13 protein-coding genes are annotated in these 15979 nt (G+C 69.1%); 8 read left to right on the top strand and 5 right to left on the bottom strand.

The window, feature by feature from the left end:
• Nucleotides 1–21: 21 nt before the first annotated feature.
• Entirely contained in the window at nucleotides 22–852 is an 831-nt protein-coding gene (locus ACX12D_RS30305) for an ABC transporter substrate-binding protein (protein ID WP_459374715.1), read from the bottom strand.
• A gap of 228 nt (nucleotides 853–1080) precedes the next feature.
• On the opposite strand from ACX12D_RS30305, the gene trhA reads away from it, so the two are divergent.
• Entirely contained in the window at nucleotides 1081–1698 is a 618-nt protein-coding gene (gene trhA / locus ACX12D_RS30300) for a PAQR family membrane homeostasis protein TrhA (RefSeq protein WP_441632450.1), read from the top strand.
• On the opposite strand, the gene ACX12D_RS30295 is transcribed toward trhA, so the two are convergent.
• Nucleotides 1695–2174: a GNAT family N-acetyltransferase gene (locus ACX12D_RS30295; RefSeq protein ID WP_459374714.1), complete on the bottom strand. Its 480-nt coding sequence runs from the start codon at nucleotides 2172–2174 to the stop codon at nucleotides 1695–1697. The two genes, trhA and ACX12D_RS30295, sit on opposite strands and share 4 nt — an antisense overlap.
• Nucleotides 2175–2302: 128 nt before the next feature.
• Entirely contained in the window at nucleotides 2303–4762 is a 2460-nt protein-coding gene (locus tag ACX12D_RS30290) for a penicillin acylase family protein (protein ID WP_459374713.1), read from the bottom strand.
• Nucleotides 4763–5072: 310 nt separating this feature from the next.
• On the opposite strand from ACX12D_RS30290, the gene ACX12D_RS30285 reads away from it, so the two are divergent.
• The 7 genes from ACX12D_RS30285 to ACX12D_RS30255 all read left to right on the top strand — a co-directional run bounded on the left by ACX12D_RS30285 (nucleotide 5073) and on the right by ACX12D_RS30255 (nucleotide 13170).
• Nucleotides 5073–5936, top strand: a complete 864-nt coding sequence (locus tag ACX12D_RS30285; RefSeq protein ID WP_441632456.1) for an IclR family transcriptional regulator — start codon at nucleotides 5073–5075, stop codon at nucleotides 5934–5936.
• Nucleotides 5937–5951: 15 nt separating this feature from the next.
• Nucleotides 5952–7007 (top strand): cyclase family protein, encoded by a 1056-nt coding sequence (locus tag ACX12D_RS30280; protein WP_006159126.1) that lies wholly within the window; start codon nucleotides 5952–5954, stop codon nucleotides 7005–7007.
• 48 nt (nucleotides 7008–7055) lie between these two features.
• A complete protein-coding gene (locus tag ACX12D_RS30275) occupies nucleotides 7056–8306 on the top strand; it encodes an ABC transporter substrate-binding protein (protein WP_441632459.1) in 1251 nt (416 codons plus the stop codon).
• A gap of 25 nt (nucleotides 8307–8331) precedes the next feature.
• A complete protein-coding gene (locus tag ACX12D_RS30270) occupies nucleotides 8332–9474 on the top strand; it encodes a thiolase family protein (RefSeq protein ID WP_459374712.1) in 1143 nt (380 codons plus the stop codon).
• Nucleotides 9475–9522: 48 nt separating this feature from the next.
• Complete coding sequence (locus ACX12D_RS30265; protein ID WP_459374711.1) at nucleotides 9523–9882, top strand: Zn-ribbon domain-containing OB-fold protein; 360 nt, start codon at nucleotides 9523–9525, stop codon at nucleotides 9880–9882.
• Nucleotides 9883–9989: 107 nt separating this feature from the next.
• On the top strand, nucleotides 9990–10988 hold the full coding sequence (locus ACX12D_RS30260; RefSeq protein ID WP_459374710.1) for a tripartite tricarboxylate transporter substrate binding protein: 999 nt from the start codon (nucleotides 9990–9992) through the stop codon (nucleotides 10986–10988).
• Between the two features lie 61 nt (nucleotides 10989–11049).
• Nucleotides 11050–13170, top strand: coding sequence for an acetate--CoA ligase family protein (locus ACX12D_RS30255; protein ID WP_459374709.1), 2121 nt, complete (start codon nucleotides 11050–11052; stop codon nucleotides 13168–13170).
• Between the two features lie 17 nt (nucleotides 13171–13187).
• Here ACX12D_RS30255 and ACX12D_RS30250 read toward each other — a convergent pair whose 3' ends face one another.
• On the bottom strand, nucleotides 13188–14792 hold the full coding sequence (locus ACX12D_RS30250) for a sulfite reductase subunit alpha (RefSeq protein WP_459376567.1): 1605 nt from the start codon (nucleotides 14790–14792) through the stop codon (nucleotides 13188–13190).
• 122 nt (nucleotides 14793–14914) lie between these two features.
• A complete protein-coding gene (locus tag ACX12D_RS30245) occupies nucleotides 14915–15922 on the bottom strand; it encodes an FAD:protein FMN transferase (RefSeq protein ID WP_459374708.1) in 1008 nt (335 codons plus the stop codon).
• Between the last annotated feature and the right edge of the window lie 57 nt (nucleotides 15923–15979).

The following is a 15979-nucleotide window of genomic DNA, read 5'->3' as shown; positions in this document are numbered from 1 at the left end:
CGGAAACGAAGGAAGCCGCCCTCACTTCAGCGCGCTGCCAATCGTGAAATCCCGCGCCAGCGGCGCCGTGCTCTTCGGCCCGAACCACTTGTCGTAGATGCGCGCCGCCGTGCCGTTCTTCTCCAGCTCCGCCAGGATGCGATCGATCTCCGCGGTCAGCCGGTCCTCGCCCTTGGGAACGCCCACGCCCATGTACTCACGCGTCAGCGTGAACGACGAAATCTCGAACTGATCCTTGTTGGGCAACGTCGCCAGCAAGGCGCCCAGCTTGGCGCCATCCTGCGCAAACGCCTGGATCGCGCCGCTGCGCAGCGCGGTCAGCGCCAGCGGGGAATCGTCATACGCAATCACGCGGGCGTCCGGGTACTTCTGCCGCAGCGTGGTCTCCTGCGTGGTGCCCTTGTCCACGCCCAGGCGCCACGCCTTCAGGTCGTCCGGCTGCTTGAGCGTGCCCTTCCTGGCGATGAACTGCAAGCCGCTGGCGAAGTACGGCGTGGAGAAGCCGATCTGCTGGCGGCGCTCATCGGTGATGGTGAAATTGGCGGCAACGATGTCTACCTTCTGCGATGCCAGCAGCGCAATGCGGTTAGCCGGGTTGGTCGCGCGGAACTCAGGCTTCACGCCCAGCCGCCGGGCGATCTCGGCGGCGTAGTCCACGTCCAGGCCAGCAGGGGTGGTACTGCCGGCCTCGACAAAGCCGAACGGCGGGTTCGCGTCGAACACGCCCACGCGCAGCACGCCAGCCTTCTTGATGTCATCCAGGCGGTCCGCCATGGCGTGGCTCGAAGCCAGCACGGTGAGGCCGGTGAGCAGCGTCAGGGCAGCCTTGAACAGCGGCGAAGGGATACGCATGGGGAGTCTCGCTAAGGGTTGGATGGCGAGACGATAGCGGTGGGCACGCAGGCCGGGAACGAATGGTTTCGCAGATGGTTATGCCATCCCGGGAGCCCCATCGGCAGGCCCCGACGGCTCGCTTTCCACGCCCCCTCGAAATCCATGCAAAAATACCCCCGATAACGCACTGCAACAAAGCCCCCTGCAATCGCCCCTACCAGCGACCACTACAGGAGAATGAACAATATGTACCGTGGAGAACGTTTCAACGGCTACAGCCATTTGGCGGGCGCCGTCCTGGCCGCCGCCGGCACGGCAGTCCTTATCACCAGCTCTGCTCTCTACCACGACGCCTGGAAAGTCGTCAGCTCCGTCGTCTACGGCGCCACGCTGGTCTTCCTCTACACCATCTCCACGCTCTATCACAGCCTGCGCGGCCGCCCCAAGGACATCCTGCGGCGGCTCGATTACTGCGCCATCTACCTGCTGATCGCCGGCAGCTATACGCCCTTCGCGCTGGTCACGCTGCGCGGGCCCTGGGGCTGGACGCTGTTCGGGGTGAACTGGGGACTGGCGGTGATCGGCATCGCGCAGGAGCTGTTGATTGGCCACCGCACGCGCGTGTTCTCGCTGCTGATCTATGTACTGATGGGCTGGCTGGTGCTGTTTGCCTTTGGCCCGCTGGTGGCGGCGCTGCCGGCCGCCGGCCTGTACTGGCTGGTGGCGGGCGGCGCGCTCTATACGGCCGGCATCGGGTTCTTCCTGTTCGACGAAAAGGTGCGGCACTTCCACGGCATCTGGCACCTGTTCGTGCTGGCCGGCAGCGCCTGCCAGTTTGTCAGCATTCTCTGGTACGTGGGCTAGCGCCTGGCGTCCTCGAGCACCAGGCGCATCGGCACATAGGCAATGCCTTTCGTCTGCGCGCGGGGGCCGATAGCCTGGAAGCCGAAGCGCTCGTACACCACGGTTGCGAACGGGCTCGAATTGACGGTGAATTCACGCACTGCGCCGGTGGCGATCGCGGCCTGGCAGGCGGCTTGCCAGAGGGCTCCGGCAACGCCGCTCCGATGCATCTGTGGAGCGACGAACAGGTGAAAGAGGTGGCTGACATCACGCATCGCAAGGATGCCGGCCAGCTGCTCGCCGCGACAGGCAACCAGATAGTGGAAGCGCGGGCTGGCGACATATCCGGCGATCGCATCCGGCGAGAGGCTGGCAAGAAAGTCCTCCGCCCCGACCCCGGATGCCTCGATCGTGAAATAGTGGGCGACGCTCATGGCAAGTGCGCTGATGGCGGCAGCGTCTTCGGTGCCGGCTCGGCGAATGACCAACGTTTCCATGGTGGCTCGGGCTGATGATAGCCAGCCAGTTTGTCATAGCGCGGGCCGGCGCGCCACATGCCTGATGCGGCGCGCGTGCTGGAGATGGCGCCGCAGCCAGGCGCGAGCCATATGCGTCTGCCGCAGGTTTACTGCGGCACCAGCTCCACCTTCTCCCGCGTCTCCTTCTCCACCGCCTTGCGCGTGTAGAGCAGCGGGAAGTAGTCGCCCCTCGCCCACATCTGCGCCAGGTCGCGATAGTGCGGGCTGGTGGGATTGCCGGATTGCCCGGGTGCATTGACCACGCGCGAGGCATCCCAGTTGCCCACGTCCAGCACCATGCGGAACGACGCGCCCGCGGTGAGCTGGTAGTCGCTATTGCGGTAGCTCGTGTTCATCGGCGTGAAGGAGGACCCGCCGATCGGCCCGGCGTTGACGTCGTAGCGCTGGCGCGCCGCGTTGTCCAGCAGCGGGTCGAGCGGATGATTGAACACCGCGGTATGCAGCTTGCCCCATTGCCAGGCTTTAGGGTCCGGGCCGAGCTTGCGTTCCACTTCCGCCATGGCGCTCTTGAGCGAGGCCACGATGACTTCGTTGCGGCGCTCCACCGGCATCCACGGCTCGGGCTTTTCCAGCACGGCCAGCACGCGGCTGGCGTCGCCGTAGCCCGCAAGCTTGGCGCCTTCCGGCGACAACGCCGCGCGCACCACCGCCGGGCGAAGGTACTTGCTGAACCAGACTTCGAACAACGCCGCCGGCGCGCTGTCGGCGCGCTCGTTGCCGTCCCAGCCGCGCAGCAGGTCGAGTCCCCGCCGCGCCTGGGCGTCCTCGGTGCGTACATTGGCCAGCAACGCCACCGCGCGCAGCGCCGGCAGCGAGGTGGTGTCGTTCTGCCACGCCATGCTGTCCGCCACCGAGGAATGCGGGTTCGCCGCCGCCAGGCTCTTGAGCCGCCGCGCGCGCGCCGTGTCGCTCCATTCGTAGCCCACGCCCATCTTGGCTGCGGGGTGGTGGGGCGGAATGTTGTTCTCGTTGGCGGTCACCACATAGCCGGCGGCCGGATTGTAGGCCCACGGCAGCTCATCCATGTTGCGGTAGCCCGCCCATTCGTAGCGGCCGTCGCCAGGCACCGGCGTCAGGCCGTCCCAGTTGGGGCGGATGACGGTCAGGCCACCAGGGATCCAGCCGATGTTGCCTTCGCGGTCGGCGTAGACCTGGTTCTCGCCGGGGGCGCCCCAGCGGTTCATCGCCGCGCGGAACTGGTCCCAGTTCTGGGAGCGCATGTAGTCCATGGAGCCGAAGTACGGCGCCATGCCCAGGTCCAGCCAGGCCGCGCGCAGCGCATAGGCGTGGTTGCCCTTGGCATCGGTGACCAGCACCGGGCCGTGGCGGGTGAAGTCCAGGCTGACCTTGCGCGGCGTGGCCTCGCCCTTGACGGCGATCTCTTCGGTCACGGTTTCCATCGGTTCCCAACGGCCGCGGTACTTGTACTCGTGCGGCTGCGCCGGGTTGGTCTCGTAGACGTAGAGATCTTCCTGATCCATGTAGAAGCGGGTCAGGCCGAAACCGATGTTGTCGTTGTGCCCGATCGAGATCCCCGGCAGGAACGGCTCCCCGGCTCCGATCACCGACATCCCCGGCGCGTTCAGGTGGCTGATGTAGCGCAGGCTGGGCGCGCCGTGCGCGCGGTGCGGGTCATTGGCCAGGATGGGGCGGCCGGTGCTGGTGCGCGAGCCCGAGATCACCCAGTTGTTGGAGCCGAGGCTGCGCGCGGTGTCGCTGTTGGTGTCAAGCACCGCATACAACGCTTCGTGCGGGATGCCCTGCGCCTTGGCCGAAGCCCACCACTCTTTCGGGAAGCGCGGCGCGGCAGTGGCGAGCTCATAGGCGCGGCGCAGCTCCACGGTCGGCAGCGCGCAGGGGTCGAGGCCGTCCGGCAGCTTGGGCTGGATCGGCGGATCCAGCTCGCGCTGCACCCAGTCGGTGCGGGCGGCATCGGGCTTGACCTGGCAGTAGACCTGCGCGCGATTGACCTCGCCCATGACATTGAGCGTGAGCCCGTGATGGCGGATGCGCACGATGTCTTCCGCACGCCAGCGCGCGGGCTTGTAGTTCAGCACGCGAAACTCCGGCGGCAGCAAGTCCGGCCTGCTCTCCGTCTGCGCCACGTAGGCGTTCACGCCGGCCACGAACGCCTCCGCCACGCGCTTGGCATCCGAGCCATAGGCCAGCCACTCGCGGTACATGTCGCCGCGGAACAGCACGGCGCGCGCCATGCGGTCCCCTTCCACATAGGCCGGCCCAAAGTCCTTGGCCATCTCGCCCAGGCCACGCTTGCGCCACAAGTCGATCTGCCACAGGCGGTCGCGCGCGGCCATGAAGCCTTGCGCATAGAAGGCGTCGTACAGCGTGTTGGCGTAGATATGCGGCACGCCCCAGCGATCGATCAGGATGCTGGCGGGTTTCTCAAGGCCCACCACCTGGAAGCGTTCGTTGGCGGGGGCCGCGGCGGTTGCAGCGGTTGCGGCGGCCGGTGGCACGGCCTGGGCGGCGGCTGCGGCAGTGCTCAGGATGAGCAGCGCGGCAAGGCGGCGGGCTCGGCAAACCATGGTGTTTCCTTGGGGACGTGGGGATCGCATTGGGCAAAAATCGGGGGTCGCGAGCCATGCTGGCGCGGCGAATCGCCGCCAAGGATAGCGGAAGTCGCCAGGGTGAGCCTAATCGGGCAACCCGTTTTTGCGGGATGGCAGCCCGGCTCACGCCCCGGGAACCACCGCGAACGCCCGACTGGCGCGGCTTTGCGCGAATTTCATCGGGCAAAACTTTGATGCAGTGCAGAATGACGAGGCACACGTGGAAGCCTATAACCCAAAAACCGGTTTCATTCTCCGAAATCGGCCGACTCCGGAGTGCGCTCGCGTGACGGTACCGACTACCTCCCTCCAGAAGGCCTGCAGGCTGCTGCGCGTGCTGTCGGACGCGCGCAATACGCGCCTGACCGACCTGGCCGTGGCGGCTGGCGTCGACAAGGCCTCGGCCCTGCGCCTGCTGGACACGCTGGCGGCCGAAGGCTTTATCGAGCGTGACCCCGACACCAAGGCGTTCACGCTGGGCCCCGAATGGCTGGCGCTGCGCGCGGCCAGCGTGCGCCGCATCGACCCGCGCGCCAGCGTGCGGCCGGCGTTGATCCGGCTTGCCCAAGCCTTCGAGGACACCACCATCCTGTCCGTGCCAAGCGGCTGGGAATCCGTCTGCCTGGAACTGCGCCCCGGCACCTTCCCGATCCGCGCGAACTACCTCGACGTGGGCAGCCGGCGCCCGCTTGGCGTCGGCGCGGGCAGCCTGGCGCTGCTGGCAGCGCTGCCCGATGCCGAGGTGGAAGCCACCTTGCACGCCATCGCGCCCGCGCTCAAGCGCTATCCGCGCATCAGCGCGGCGATGCTGCTGCGCGAGGTGGAGGCCACCCGCGCGCGCGGCTACGCGGTACTGCTGGATGTGGTGGTGGAGCGCATGGGCGGCATTGCCGTTGCGCTGCCGGACCCGGATGGCTACCCGCTTGGCGCCATCAGCATCGCCGCGCTCAATGAGCGCATCACCGAACGCGAGCCCGCGCTCGCGCGCGCGCTGCGCCGCGAAGCCGAAACCGTCTGCGCCGCCTGGACGCCGCCGGCGCCCAACTCGGCGGCGGCACGCCGGCGCAACGCCACCCTGGCCAGCGCCACACCAACGGCCAAGATCCCGACTGCGCGCAAGACGCAGCGAACCACCACGACCGACCTGTAACCGGAGACATTGAGCATGCGCTGGAAGCAACGACCACAAGGTTCCAACTGGGGCGATTTCGGCCCCGACGACCAGCTTGGCCGCGTCAACCTGATCGGCGCCGAGCAGGTGCGCAAGGGCGCGCGCGAGATACAAGCCGGGCTGTCGTTCTGCCTGTCGCTGCCGCTGGATTATCCCGGCGGCAACAAGCTCAACCCGCGCCGCCATCCGCCGGTGCTGCGCCCCACCTTCCGCGACGACATTCCCTATGTGAACTTCCCGCTGGCCAAGGTCAACCCAACCGCCACCGATGTGATCAGCGACGACCAGGTGCTGCTGTCGCTGCAGTATTCCACGCAGTGGGACTCGCTCGCCCATGTGGGCGCGCTGTTCGATGCGGATGGCGATGGCCGCCCGGAGCGCGTCTACTACAACGGCTATCGCGCCAACGAGCACATCGTGGGCCCGGTGGACTACGCGGAGGACGATCACTTTGCCGCGCACGCCTGCGGCCACGACCACAGCGAGGCGCGCGCGCTCGGCATCGAGAACTTCGCCGTCAAGGGCATGCAGGGGCGCGGCGTGCTGGTGGACCTGGCCAATGCCTTTGGCCAGGATTTCCGCAACGTGGGCTACGACGACCTGATGCACGTGCTGGAGGCCGACCGGGTGGAGGTGGAGCCCGGCGACATGCTGTTGCTGCGCACGGGCTTTGCCGAAGTGGTGCTGTCGATGCAGCGTGAGCCGGACGAAGCCGTGCTGCATCACAGCTGTTGCGCGCTCGACGGCCGCGACGACCGCCTGCTGAACTGGATCACCGATGCGGGCATCGCCGCGCTGATCGCCGACAACTATGCGGTGGAGCGCTATCCCGCGCGGCCCGCGCCGGCCGACCAGCCGAATCATCCGCTGCTGCCGCTGCACCATCACTGCCTGTTCAAGCTCGGCCTGCCGCTGGGCGAGCTCTGGTACCTGAAGGAGCTCGCGCAGTGGCTGCGTGCCAACCAGCGCTCGCGCTTCATGCTGACCGCGCCGCCGCTGCGGCTGCCGGGCGCGGTGGGCTCGCCCACCACACCGATCGCTACCGTGTAGGCACCAACAAGAAAGCACGCCAACAAGACAAAGCTGGAGGAGACCACCATGAACCGAAACCACTCGCTGCTGCGCCGCCCGCTGGGCGCGCTCGCCATCGCCGCCGCGCTGCTGTGCGGCGCAGGACAGGCCAATGCGCAGCCGGCCAAGGCCGGCATTTCCGATGACGAGGTCAAGATCGGCCTGATCCTCGACATGAGCGGCCTGTACGCCGACGTGACCGGGCGCGGCAGCGCCACCGCCGCGCAGATGGCCATCGACGATTTTGGCGGCAAGGTGCTGGGCAAGAAGATCGAGCTGGTGGTGGCCGACCACCAGAACAAGGCCGACATCGCCGCCAGCAAGGCGCGCGAATGGTTCGATACGGGCCACGTCGACGCCATCCTGGACGTGGCCGCCTCGGCACCGGCGCTGGCGGTGCTGGAGGTCGCCAAGCAGAAGAACAAGATCGTGGTGTTCTCCGGCCCCGGCACCGAGCGCATCACCAACGACCTGTGCACGCCGGTCTCGGTGCATTACGCCTATGACACCTACGCGCTGGCCAATTCCACCGCGCGCGCGGTGGTGCAGCGCGGCGGCAAGACGTGGTTCTTCCTGACCGCGGACTACGCCTTCGGCCACACGCTGCAGGAATCCGCCACCACCGTGATCAACGAGACCGGCGGCAAGGTGCTTGGCGCGGCGCGCCATCCCATCGGCGCCAGCGATTTTGCCTCCTACCTGCTGCAGGCCCAGGCCAGCAAGGCACAGGTGGTGGGCCTGGCCAACGCCGGCGGCGACGCCGTCAACGCCATCAAGGCGGCCAGCGAGTTCGGCCTGACCAAGGGCGGCGCCCAGCGCATGGCGGGGCTGCTGCTGTACATCAACGACATCCACGCCATCGGCCTGAAGACCGCATCCGGGCTGCTGCTGACCGAAGGCTTCTACTGGGACATGAACGACGCCACGCGCGCGTGGTCGCGCCGCTACTTCGAGAAGCTCAAGAAGATGCCGAACATGAGCCAGGCCGGCACCTATTCGTCGGTGATGCATTACCTCAAGGCGATCCAGGCCGCGGGCACCGACGAAACCGCTGCCGTCATGAAGCAGATGAAGGCGATGCCGATCAACGACTTCTTCGCCAAGAACGGCCGCATCCGCGAGGACGGCCGCATGATCCACGACATGTACCTGTTCGAGGTCAAGACGCCGGCGGAATCGAAGTACCCGTGGGACTACTACAAGCTGCTGGCCACGGTGCCCGGCGACCAGGCCTTCATGCCGGTGGCCAAGTCGCAGTGCCCGCTGCTGAAACGGTGAAGCGGTGACGGTGAAGCGAGACGACATGCCGCACGCAGCTTACCTGCGCGGCGCGGGCAATACGCGCTTTGGCCGCGTCGAGGGCAGCACGCCGCTGCCGCTGATGGCGCAGGCCGCCGACGCCGCGCTGGCCGACGCGGGCCTGGCCCGCGCCGACATCGACGGCGTGCTGTGCGGCTACGCCACCACGCTGCCGCACCTGATGCTGGCCACGCGCTTTTGCGAGTACGCTTCGCTCGATCCCGCCTACGCGCACGGCGTGGCCTCCGGCGGCGCCACCGGCGGCGTGATGGTCATGCTGGCGCGCGAGCTGGTGGGCGCCGGGCGCTGCCGCAACGTGCTGGTGGTGGCCGGCGAGAACCGCCTCTCCGGCCAGAGCCGCGACCAGTCCATCCAGACGCTGGCCCAGGTTGGCGAGCCGGACATGGAAGTGCCCAACGGCGCCTCCGTGCCGGCTTACTACGCGCTGCTGGCCTCGCGCTATCTGGCCGAGACCGGCATGCACGCCGACGCGCTCAGCGGCTTCGCGGTGCTGATGCGCGAGCACGCGGCGGGACACCCCGATGCGCACCTGCGCGAACCGCTCACGCTGGATGCGGCACGCGCCGCCAAGCCCATCGCCACGCCACTGCGGTTGTCGGACTGCTGCCCGATCTCCGATGGCGCGGTGGCGCTGGTGGTGTCCGCCGAGCCGGGCGGCGGCACACCCGTGCGCATCACCGGTGCGGGACAGGCGCATCGCCACCAGCATCTGTGCGCGCTCGACAGCGTGCTGGCTACCGGCGCCGCCGACGCCGCGCGGCGTGCGCTCGCGCAAGCGGGCAATACGATCGGGCAGATCGACTACCTGGCGATCTACGACTCGTTCACGATCACGCTGGCCATGCTGCTGGAAGAGCTTGGCATCGCCGCGCGCGGCGGCTCGCCGCAGCGGCTTGCGGCAGGCGACTTTGCGCGCGGCGGCGCGTTGCCGCTCAACACGCACGGCGGCCTGCTTGCCTTCGGGCACTCGGGCGTGGCCGGCGGGCTGATGCATCTGGCGGAAGCCACGCGGCAGCTTGCGGGCAAGGCTGGTGCGCGCCAGTTGCCGCCGCGCAAGCGTGCGCTGTTTCACGCGGATGGCGGGGTGTTGTCCTCGCACGTGAGCCTGGTGCTGGAGGCAGCATGAGAACGCTTGCAATACCCGCCGCTTCGCGCCTTCGCCAAGGACATCGCCATGAGCACTGACCATCCCTATCAGGCAGGCCTCGACGCAGGCGTGGTGCGCTATCAGGCGTGCGAGGACTGCGCTGCGTGGCAACCGCTGCAGCGCCATGCGTGCCGCGCTTGCGGCAGCACGCGGCTGGCGTGGCGCGACGCCACGGGCAGCGCTACCGTGCACAGCGTCACCGAAGTCGCACGCGCGCCCACCGAGGATTTCCGCGCGCTGGCGCCTTACACGCTGGTGCTGGCCACGCTTGACGAAGGCCCGCGCGTCATGGCGCATGCCGAGCCCGGCGTGACGATCGGCGAGCGCGTGCGCGCGGGATTCATGCGCCATAGCGAGCGCACGCTGCTGCGTTTCCAGCGCGAGTAGCCGCATGGCCCGGCATGACACGGCATGACACGGCATGACACGGCGTAACACGACGCAGCACGACATAGCTCGACGCAGCAACACACATCGACACCCAGGAGACCAACATGGTCCGAACCTTGCCGCTTCGGCGGCCCGCGCGCGCCCTGCTGATGGGCGCGATGGCAATGGCCGCCGTACTGCTGGCGGCGCCCGGCGCACGCGCGCAGGACTGGCCGACGCGTCCGGTGCGGCTGGTTGTGCCCTACCCGCCCGGCGGCCCCACCGACATCGTGGCGCGCGTGGTCGGGCAGAAATTGTCGGCGCAGCTCAAGCAGCCCGTGGTGATCGAGAACCGGCCCGGCGCGGGCGGCAATATCGGTGCCGAGGCCACCGCGAAGGCCGCGCCGGATGGCTACACGCTGCTGGTGGCGACCACGGCGCACGCTATCAACATGACGCTGTTCACCAAGCCCGGCTACAACACGCAGAAGGACTTCGCCCCGGTCTCGCTGCTGACGCGCGGCCCGCTGGTGCTGGTCACGGCGCCCGCCACGCCGGCGGCCAATGTCGCGGAGCTGATCGCGCTGGCCAAGGCCAGGCCGGGACAAGTCAGCTTTGCCAGCTCCGGCAACGGCCAGTCCACGCACCTCGCCGCCGAACTGTTCAACAGCATGGCGGGCACGCACATGACCCACGTGCCGTACAAGGGCAGCGCGCCCGCGCTCACCGATGTGATGGGCGGGCAGGCCACGGTGATGTTCGACACCATGCTCTCCGCCATGCCCTTCGTGCGCGAGGGCCGGCTGCGCGCGCTGGCGATCACCGGCGCGACCCGCTCGCCCGCCGCGCCCGATGTGCCCACCATGGCGCAGGCTGGCCTGCCCGGCTACGAAGCCACCGCGTGGAATGCCCTGCTCGCGCCGGCGGCGACACCACAGGCCGTGATCGCCACCTTGAGCAGCGCGCTGAAGGCCGTGCTTGAACAGGACGATGTACGCGCCAAGTTCGCTACGCAGGGCTTCGCCGCGGAATGGACGGCGCCTGGCGCCACGGCGCAGTTCCTGACCCGGGAGATCGACAAATGGGGCAAGGTGGTCAAGGCCTCCGGCGCCACCATCGATTGAGCCATTCACGCAGTTCCCAGAAGCCGGACATGCCGGCCTTTGATTCCGGATCGCATTCATCATGAACCAGACCTTGCAAGCCTTGCTGGCGCCGCGCTCGATCGCGGTGATCGGCGCCTCCGACCATATCCACAAGATCGGTGGCCGGCCCATCTACTACATGCGCGAGCATGGCTACGCCGGCAAGCTTTTCCCGGTGAACCCGCAGCGCGACACCATCCAGGGGCTGCCCGCCTTTGCCTCGCTCGATGCACTGCCCGAGGTGCCGGAGCTGGCCATCATCGTGGTGGGCGGCGACGCAGCCGTGTCCGCGGTGCGCGATTGCGCGCGGCTGGGCGTGGCGGCCGCAATCGTGATCGCCTCGGGCTTCGGCGAAGCCGGCGAGCAAGGCCGCCGCCAGCAGGACGAGATGGTGCGGGTTGCCGCCGGCGCGGGGCTGCGCCTGGTTGGCCCGAACAGCCAGGGCCTGGCCAACTTCGGCACCGGCACCATTGCCAGCTTCTCCACCATGTTTATCGAAGTGCCGCCGCAGGATGGCCCGGTGGCCGTCGTGAGCCAGAGCGGCGGCGTCAGCGCCATGGTCTACGGCCTGCTGCGCGGCCAGGGCATCGGCGTGCGCCATATGCACGCCACCGGCAACGAGGCCGACATCACGGTGAGCGAGCTGGCGCTGGCCGTGGCGCACGATCCCGATGTGCAACTGATCCTGCTGTACCTGGAGAGCCTGACCGATCCGGCCGTGCTGGCGCAAGCCGCGGCGGTAGCGCGCCGCCGTGGCGTGCCCATCGTTGCCGTCAAGGCGGGCCGCTCCAGCGCGGGCCAGCGCGCGGCGGCGTCGCACACCGGCGCCATCGCCAATGAAGACCGCGCGGTGGGAGCCTTCCTGGCGCGGCACGGCATCTGCCGCGTGGATGATGCGCACGCGCTGGCGCGCTGTGCGCCGCTTTACCTGCGCGGCTGGCAGGCAAGCGGGCGGCAGCTGGTGGTGGTGAGCAATTCCGGCGCGAGCTGCGTGATGGCGGCCGACGCAGCGGAGCCGCTCGGGCTTGCGCTGGCGCCGCTGTCGCAGGCCACGCAGGCAGCGCTGGCGGAGCGCCTGCCCGGCTTCGCCTCAACGGCAAACCCGGTCGATGTCACCGCCGCGCTGCTGACCAACAGCGGGCTGTTTGGCGACGTGCTGCCGGTGGTGGCCGCCGACCCGGCCGCCGACCTGCTGCTGCTCGATATCCCGGTGGCGGGCATGGGCTACGACCTGCCGCGCTTTGCGCGCGATGCCGCCAGCTTTGCCGACAGCGCCGGCAAGCCGATTGCCGTGGCGGCCTGGCAGGCACCGGTGGCAGCTGCGTTCCGCGCGGCCAACGTGCCCACCTATGCCAGCGGCGCCGAGGCGCTGGCGGCTTTCGCGCAACTGGTCACGCATCAGCGGCTGCTGCGCGATGTGGCCGCGGAAGACACGGCCGTCGCCACGCATCGGCCCGCGCCAAGCGATGCAGCGGGCGCTGCGTCGAGCGCCACCGGGCACACGCTGAGCGAGGCGGCGAGCCTCACACGCCTGGCGCTGGCCGGCATCCCGGTGGTAGCGCACAAGCTGTGCCAGAGCGTGGATGAAGCGGTCGCGGCCTGGCGCGAGTTGAAAGGACCCGTTGCAGTCAAGGCCAGCTCGCCGCAAGTGCCGCACAAAAGCGAGCACGGCCTTGTCGCCTTGAACTGCAACGATGAACATGCCGTGGCGCAGGCCTTCCTCACGCAGACCGACATCCTGGACAAGCTCGGCGCGGCCTGCGAAGGCGTGGTGGTGGCGCGCATGGAACGCGGCCAGCGCGAATGCATGGTGGGCGCGCACTGGGATCCGGTGTTCGGGCCGGTGGTGCTGGTGGGAGACGGCGGCAAGTATGTGGAGATGCTGCGCGACACGGCCGTGCTGCTGGCGCCGTGCAGCGAGGCCGCGGTGGCGCGCGCCGTGGCGGGCCTGCGCATTGCGCCGCTGCTGGCGGGCGTGCGCGGCGAGCCAGCTGTCGATGTGGCGGCGCTGTGCCGGATCGCCGTGCGCGTGGGCCAGCTGATGCATGAGGCCAACGGCGCGATCCGCTCGATCGACCTCAACCCGGTGATGGTGAGCGCGGGCGGGGCGGTGGTGGTGGATGCGCTGATGGAGGTGGCAACGGACGCTGCGCCCGCCTGACAATTTTCCGGGCAGTCTCAGTAGACGTCGCGCCGATACCGGCCCTGCTCGCCCAGGCGCAGCAGGGCCTCTTCGCCCAGCACGTCCGACAGCGCCGCGTTGACGCCACCGGCCATGCCCTTCAGGCTGCCGCAAACGTAGATGGCCGCGCCGGCTTCGATCCATTCGCGCAATGCGCCGGCCGATGCGCGCACGGCGTCCTGCACGTAATGCAGCGCCCCGCCATCGCGCGAGTAGACCAGGTCCAGCCGCTGCAGCACGCCATTGGCCTGCCATGCGGCGAGCTCAACGTGGTGAAACGCGTCGTGCTCCGCGGTGCGCTCGCCAAACAGCAGCCAGTTGCGATGATGCCCGGCCGCGGCGCGCGCCTTCAGGTGCGCGCGCAGGCCAGCCAGCCCGGTGCCGTTGCCGATCAGGATCAGCGGGCGATCGTCGGCGGGCGGATGAAAGCCGCGATTGGTGCGGATGCGCAGGGCGATGCCCGCGCCCGGCTCCGCATGCGCGGTGAGCCAGCCGGATGCCAGGCCGAGCCGGCCATCGTCGTGGCGCGTCTGGCGCACCAGCAAATCCAGTTGCCCGTCGCCCGGCAGCGAGGCAATCGAATACTCGCGGTGCGGCAGCAGCGGCAGCGTATCCACCAGCCGTTGCGGCGTGACGCCGGCCAGCGCGGCAAGATGCGGGTCGGGCAGGACGATGCGCGTGGCGAGCGCCCGCGCCAGCGTGGTGGGTGCGCCATCGCAGCGCACGGCGGTGTCACCGTCCAGCGAGAGTTTTGCCAGCACGCGCGCCACCTCGGACGGCGCAAGACAGGGGCCGATCTCGGCAATGTCGCCGGCCTGCCACGACAGCGCGCCGTCGGCAACGGCAGGCACCAGCGCAAGGTGGAAGGCCGGCGCGCCCGGGCTGCCGGGATTGAGCAGCCTGCGCTCATGCAGGCGCCAGTCGGCGTAGCGCGGCTTTTCCCAGTCGGCGATTTCGGCGCCGCCGGCGAGCGCGCTGAGATGGTTCTGCCAGTGGCGCAGGGCCCCGGCATCGCCGTTGTCCACTTCCACCATGTCGAAGAGCGCCTGCGCATGCTGGCGCTGCATCCATGCCGACAGCGCGTGGCCGAAGGCGCAGTAGTTCGCGTAGCTGCGGTCGCCCAGCGCGAGGATGCCGTAGCGCAGCGCGCGCAGGCCGCCCGCTCCTGCGGCGGCCGTCAGGCGGCGCGCAAAGCCCGAGGCGCTGTCTGGCGCATCGCCCTCGCCCGTGGTGCTGACCACGAACAACGCCTGGCGGCAATGGGCGAGACGTCCAGCCTCCAGCTGGTCGAACGATAGCAACTGCGCGCTCACGCCGGCATCCTGCAGCGCCTGCGCGGTCTGCAGCGCAAGCTGCTCGGCAAAGCCGCTCTGGCTCGCGTAGGCCACGACCGTGGCGCCGTCCTTGGCCGCGGACAACCGGCCGGCGCGCGCATGCCGCTGGCGATGCCGGCCGATCACGGCGGCACAGAATCCGGCATAGGCCGTCACCACGCCCACGGCCATGCCGGCGCGGTTGGGCGCGAGAAAGCCCAGAGCGGTGCCAGCCACGCCAGCCAGCGCGCCCAGCAGGGTCACGGCATCGAGGACACGGATGCGCATGCGGGAATCGCCGGAATCGCCGGATTTTCCGGATTCGCCGGCGTGGCCTTCGTGGCCCTGCCGGCCCGGGCTAGCCGTGGCCGGCGAGTCCATCGGCAGGGAGGAGGCGGTATCGGGCGTGGTCATGACAGCATGGCCTCGAAGGCCGGCGACAGGCGTTCGTCGAAGCCGTCGCTGCGGCGGATCAAGAAGCGCGCGGCCAGCGCATGGCGGCAGGCGAACACCATGCCGGCCTCGGGGCCCAGCACGGTCAACGCGGTGGACAGCGCGTCGGCCATCATGCATTGCGGATGCAGCACCGTGACCGAGGCCAGCGCGTGGCTGGCCGGATAGCCCGTGCGCGGGTCCAGCGTGTGGGCATAGCGCTGGCCGCCGCTATCGAAGTAACGTCGGTAGTCGCCCGAGGTGGCAACCGACAAGCCATGCAGCGCGACCAGCGTCTCGTGCCCCGCCGCGCCACCGCCCGGCGGTGTTTCCAGCGCGACCCACCACGGCATGCCGTCGGGCTTGACGCCATGGCCGCGCAGCTCGCCGCCGATTTCCACCAGGTGGCTGTCGATGCCCAGCCCGCTCAGGTAGCGCGACACCGCATCCACACCAAAGCCCTTGGCGATGGCACAGAAATCCAGCCGGATGCCGCCGGGCTGCTGCACACGGCTGCCGGCCTCGTCGATGGCAATGTGCTGCCATGCGCATTGCGCGCGCGCCTGCTCCAGCGCCGCCAGCGCGGGCGCTTGGGCACGCTGCGGCGCCGGGCCGAAGCCCCACAGGTCGACCAGCGGCCCAGCGCTGGGATCAAAGGCGCCGCCGCTGTCGCGCGCCACTTGCAGCGCGGCCTTCAGCACGGTGAAGCAATCAGCTGGCAGCACCTGCCAGCTGCCGGGTGCGGCACGGTTGAAGCGGCTCACGTCCGAGGCTTCGTCCCAGTTGCTCATCTGCGCGACGACCTCGGCCAGCACGGCGCGGATGCCGGCATCGAGCGTGTCCTGATCGGCTGCCGAGGGCGATGCGGCCCAGGCCACCGACCACGTGGTGCCCATGGTCTCGCCTTGCCGCCGGCACAGGCGTGACGTCGCGGCGGGCACGGGCGGCACGGCACCAAGCGAAAGGGGAACCAGGACACGCTGCATAGGAGACGGACAGGGGACGGACAGGGGACGAAAACAGCGAAAACACAAAAAGCCCGC

The sequence above is a fragment of the Cupriavidus sp. PET2-C1 genome (assembly GCF_054515855.1).
Note: the sequence above shows the minus strand (reverse complement) of the source record. Positions and strands in the feature narration are given on the sequence as shown.

Excerpts from the sequence above, each read along its gene's own strand:
- ACX12D_RS30305 (WP_459374715.1), bottom strand. The coding sequence starts at position 852 with ATGCGTATCCCTTCGCCGCTGTTCAAGGCTGCCCTGACGCTGCTCACC.
- trhA (WP_441632450.1), top strand. The coding sequence starts at position 1,081 with ATGTACCGTGGAGAACGTTTCAACGGCTACAGCCATTTGGCGGGCGCC.
- ACX12D_RS30295 (WP_459374714.1), bottom strand. The coding sequence starts at position 2,174 with ATGGAAACGTTGGTCATTCGCCGAGCCGGCACCGAAGACGCTGCCGCC.
- ACX12D_RS30290 (WP_459374713.1), bottom strand. The coding sequence starts at position 4,762 with ATGGTTTGCCGAGCCCGCCGCCTTGCCGCGCTGCTCATCCTGAGCACT.
- ACX12D_RS30280 (WP_006159126.1), top strand. The coding sequence starts at position 5,952 with ATGCGCTGGAAGCAACGACCACAAGGTTCCAACTGGGGCGATTTCGGC.
- ACX12D_RS30275 (WP_441632459.1), top strand. The coding sequence starts at position 7,056 with ATGAACCGAAACCACTCGCTGCTGCGCCGCCCGCTGGGCGCGCTCGCC.
- ACX12D_RS30270 (WP_459374712.1), top strand. The coding sequence starts at position 8,332 with ATGCCGCACGCAGCTTACCTGCGCGGCGCGGGCAATACGCGCTTTGGC.
- ACX12D_RS30265 (WP_459374711.1), top strand. The coding sequence starts at position 9,523 with ATGAGCACTGACCATCCCTATCAGGCAGGCCTCGACGCAGGCGTGGTG.
- ACX12D_RS30260 (WP_459374710.1), top strand. The coding sequence starts at position 9,990 with ATGGTCCGAACCTTGCCGCTTCGGCGGCCCGCGCGCGCCCTGCTGATG.
- ACX12D_RS30255 (WP_459374709.1), top strand. The coding sequence starts at position 11,050 with ATGAACCAGACCTTGCAAGCCTTGCTGGCGCCGCGCTCGATCGCGGTG.
- ACX12D_RS30250 (WP_459376567.1), bottom strand. The coding sequence starts at position 14,792 with ATGCGCATCCGTGTCCTCGATGCCGTGACCCTGCTGGGCGCGCTGGCT.
- ACX12D_RS30245 (WP_459374708.1), bottom strand. The coding sequence starts at position 15,922 with ATGCAGCGTGTCCTGGTTCCCCTTTCGCTTGGTGCCGTGCCGCCCGTG.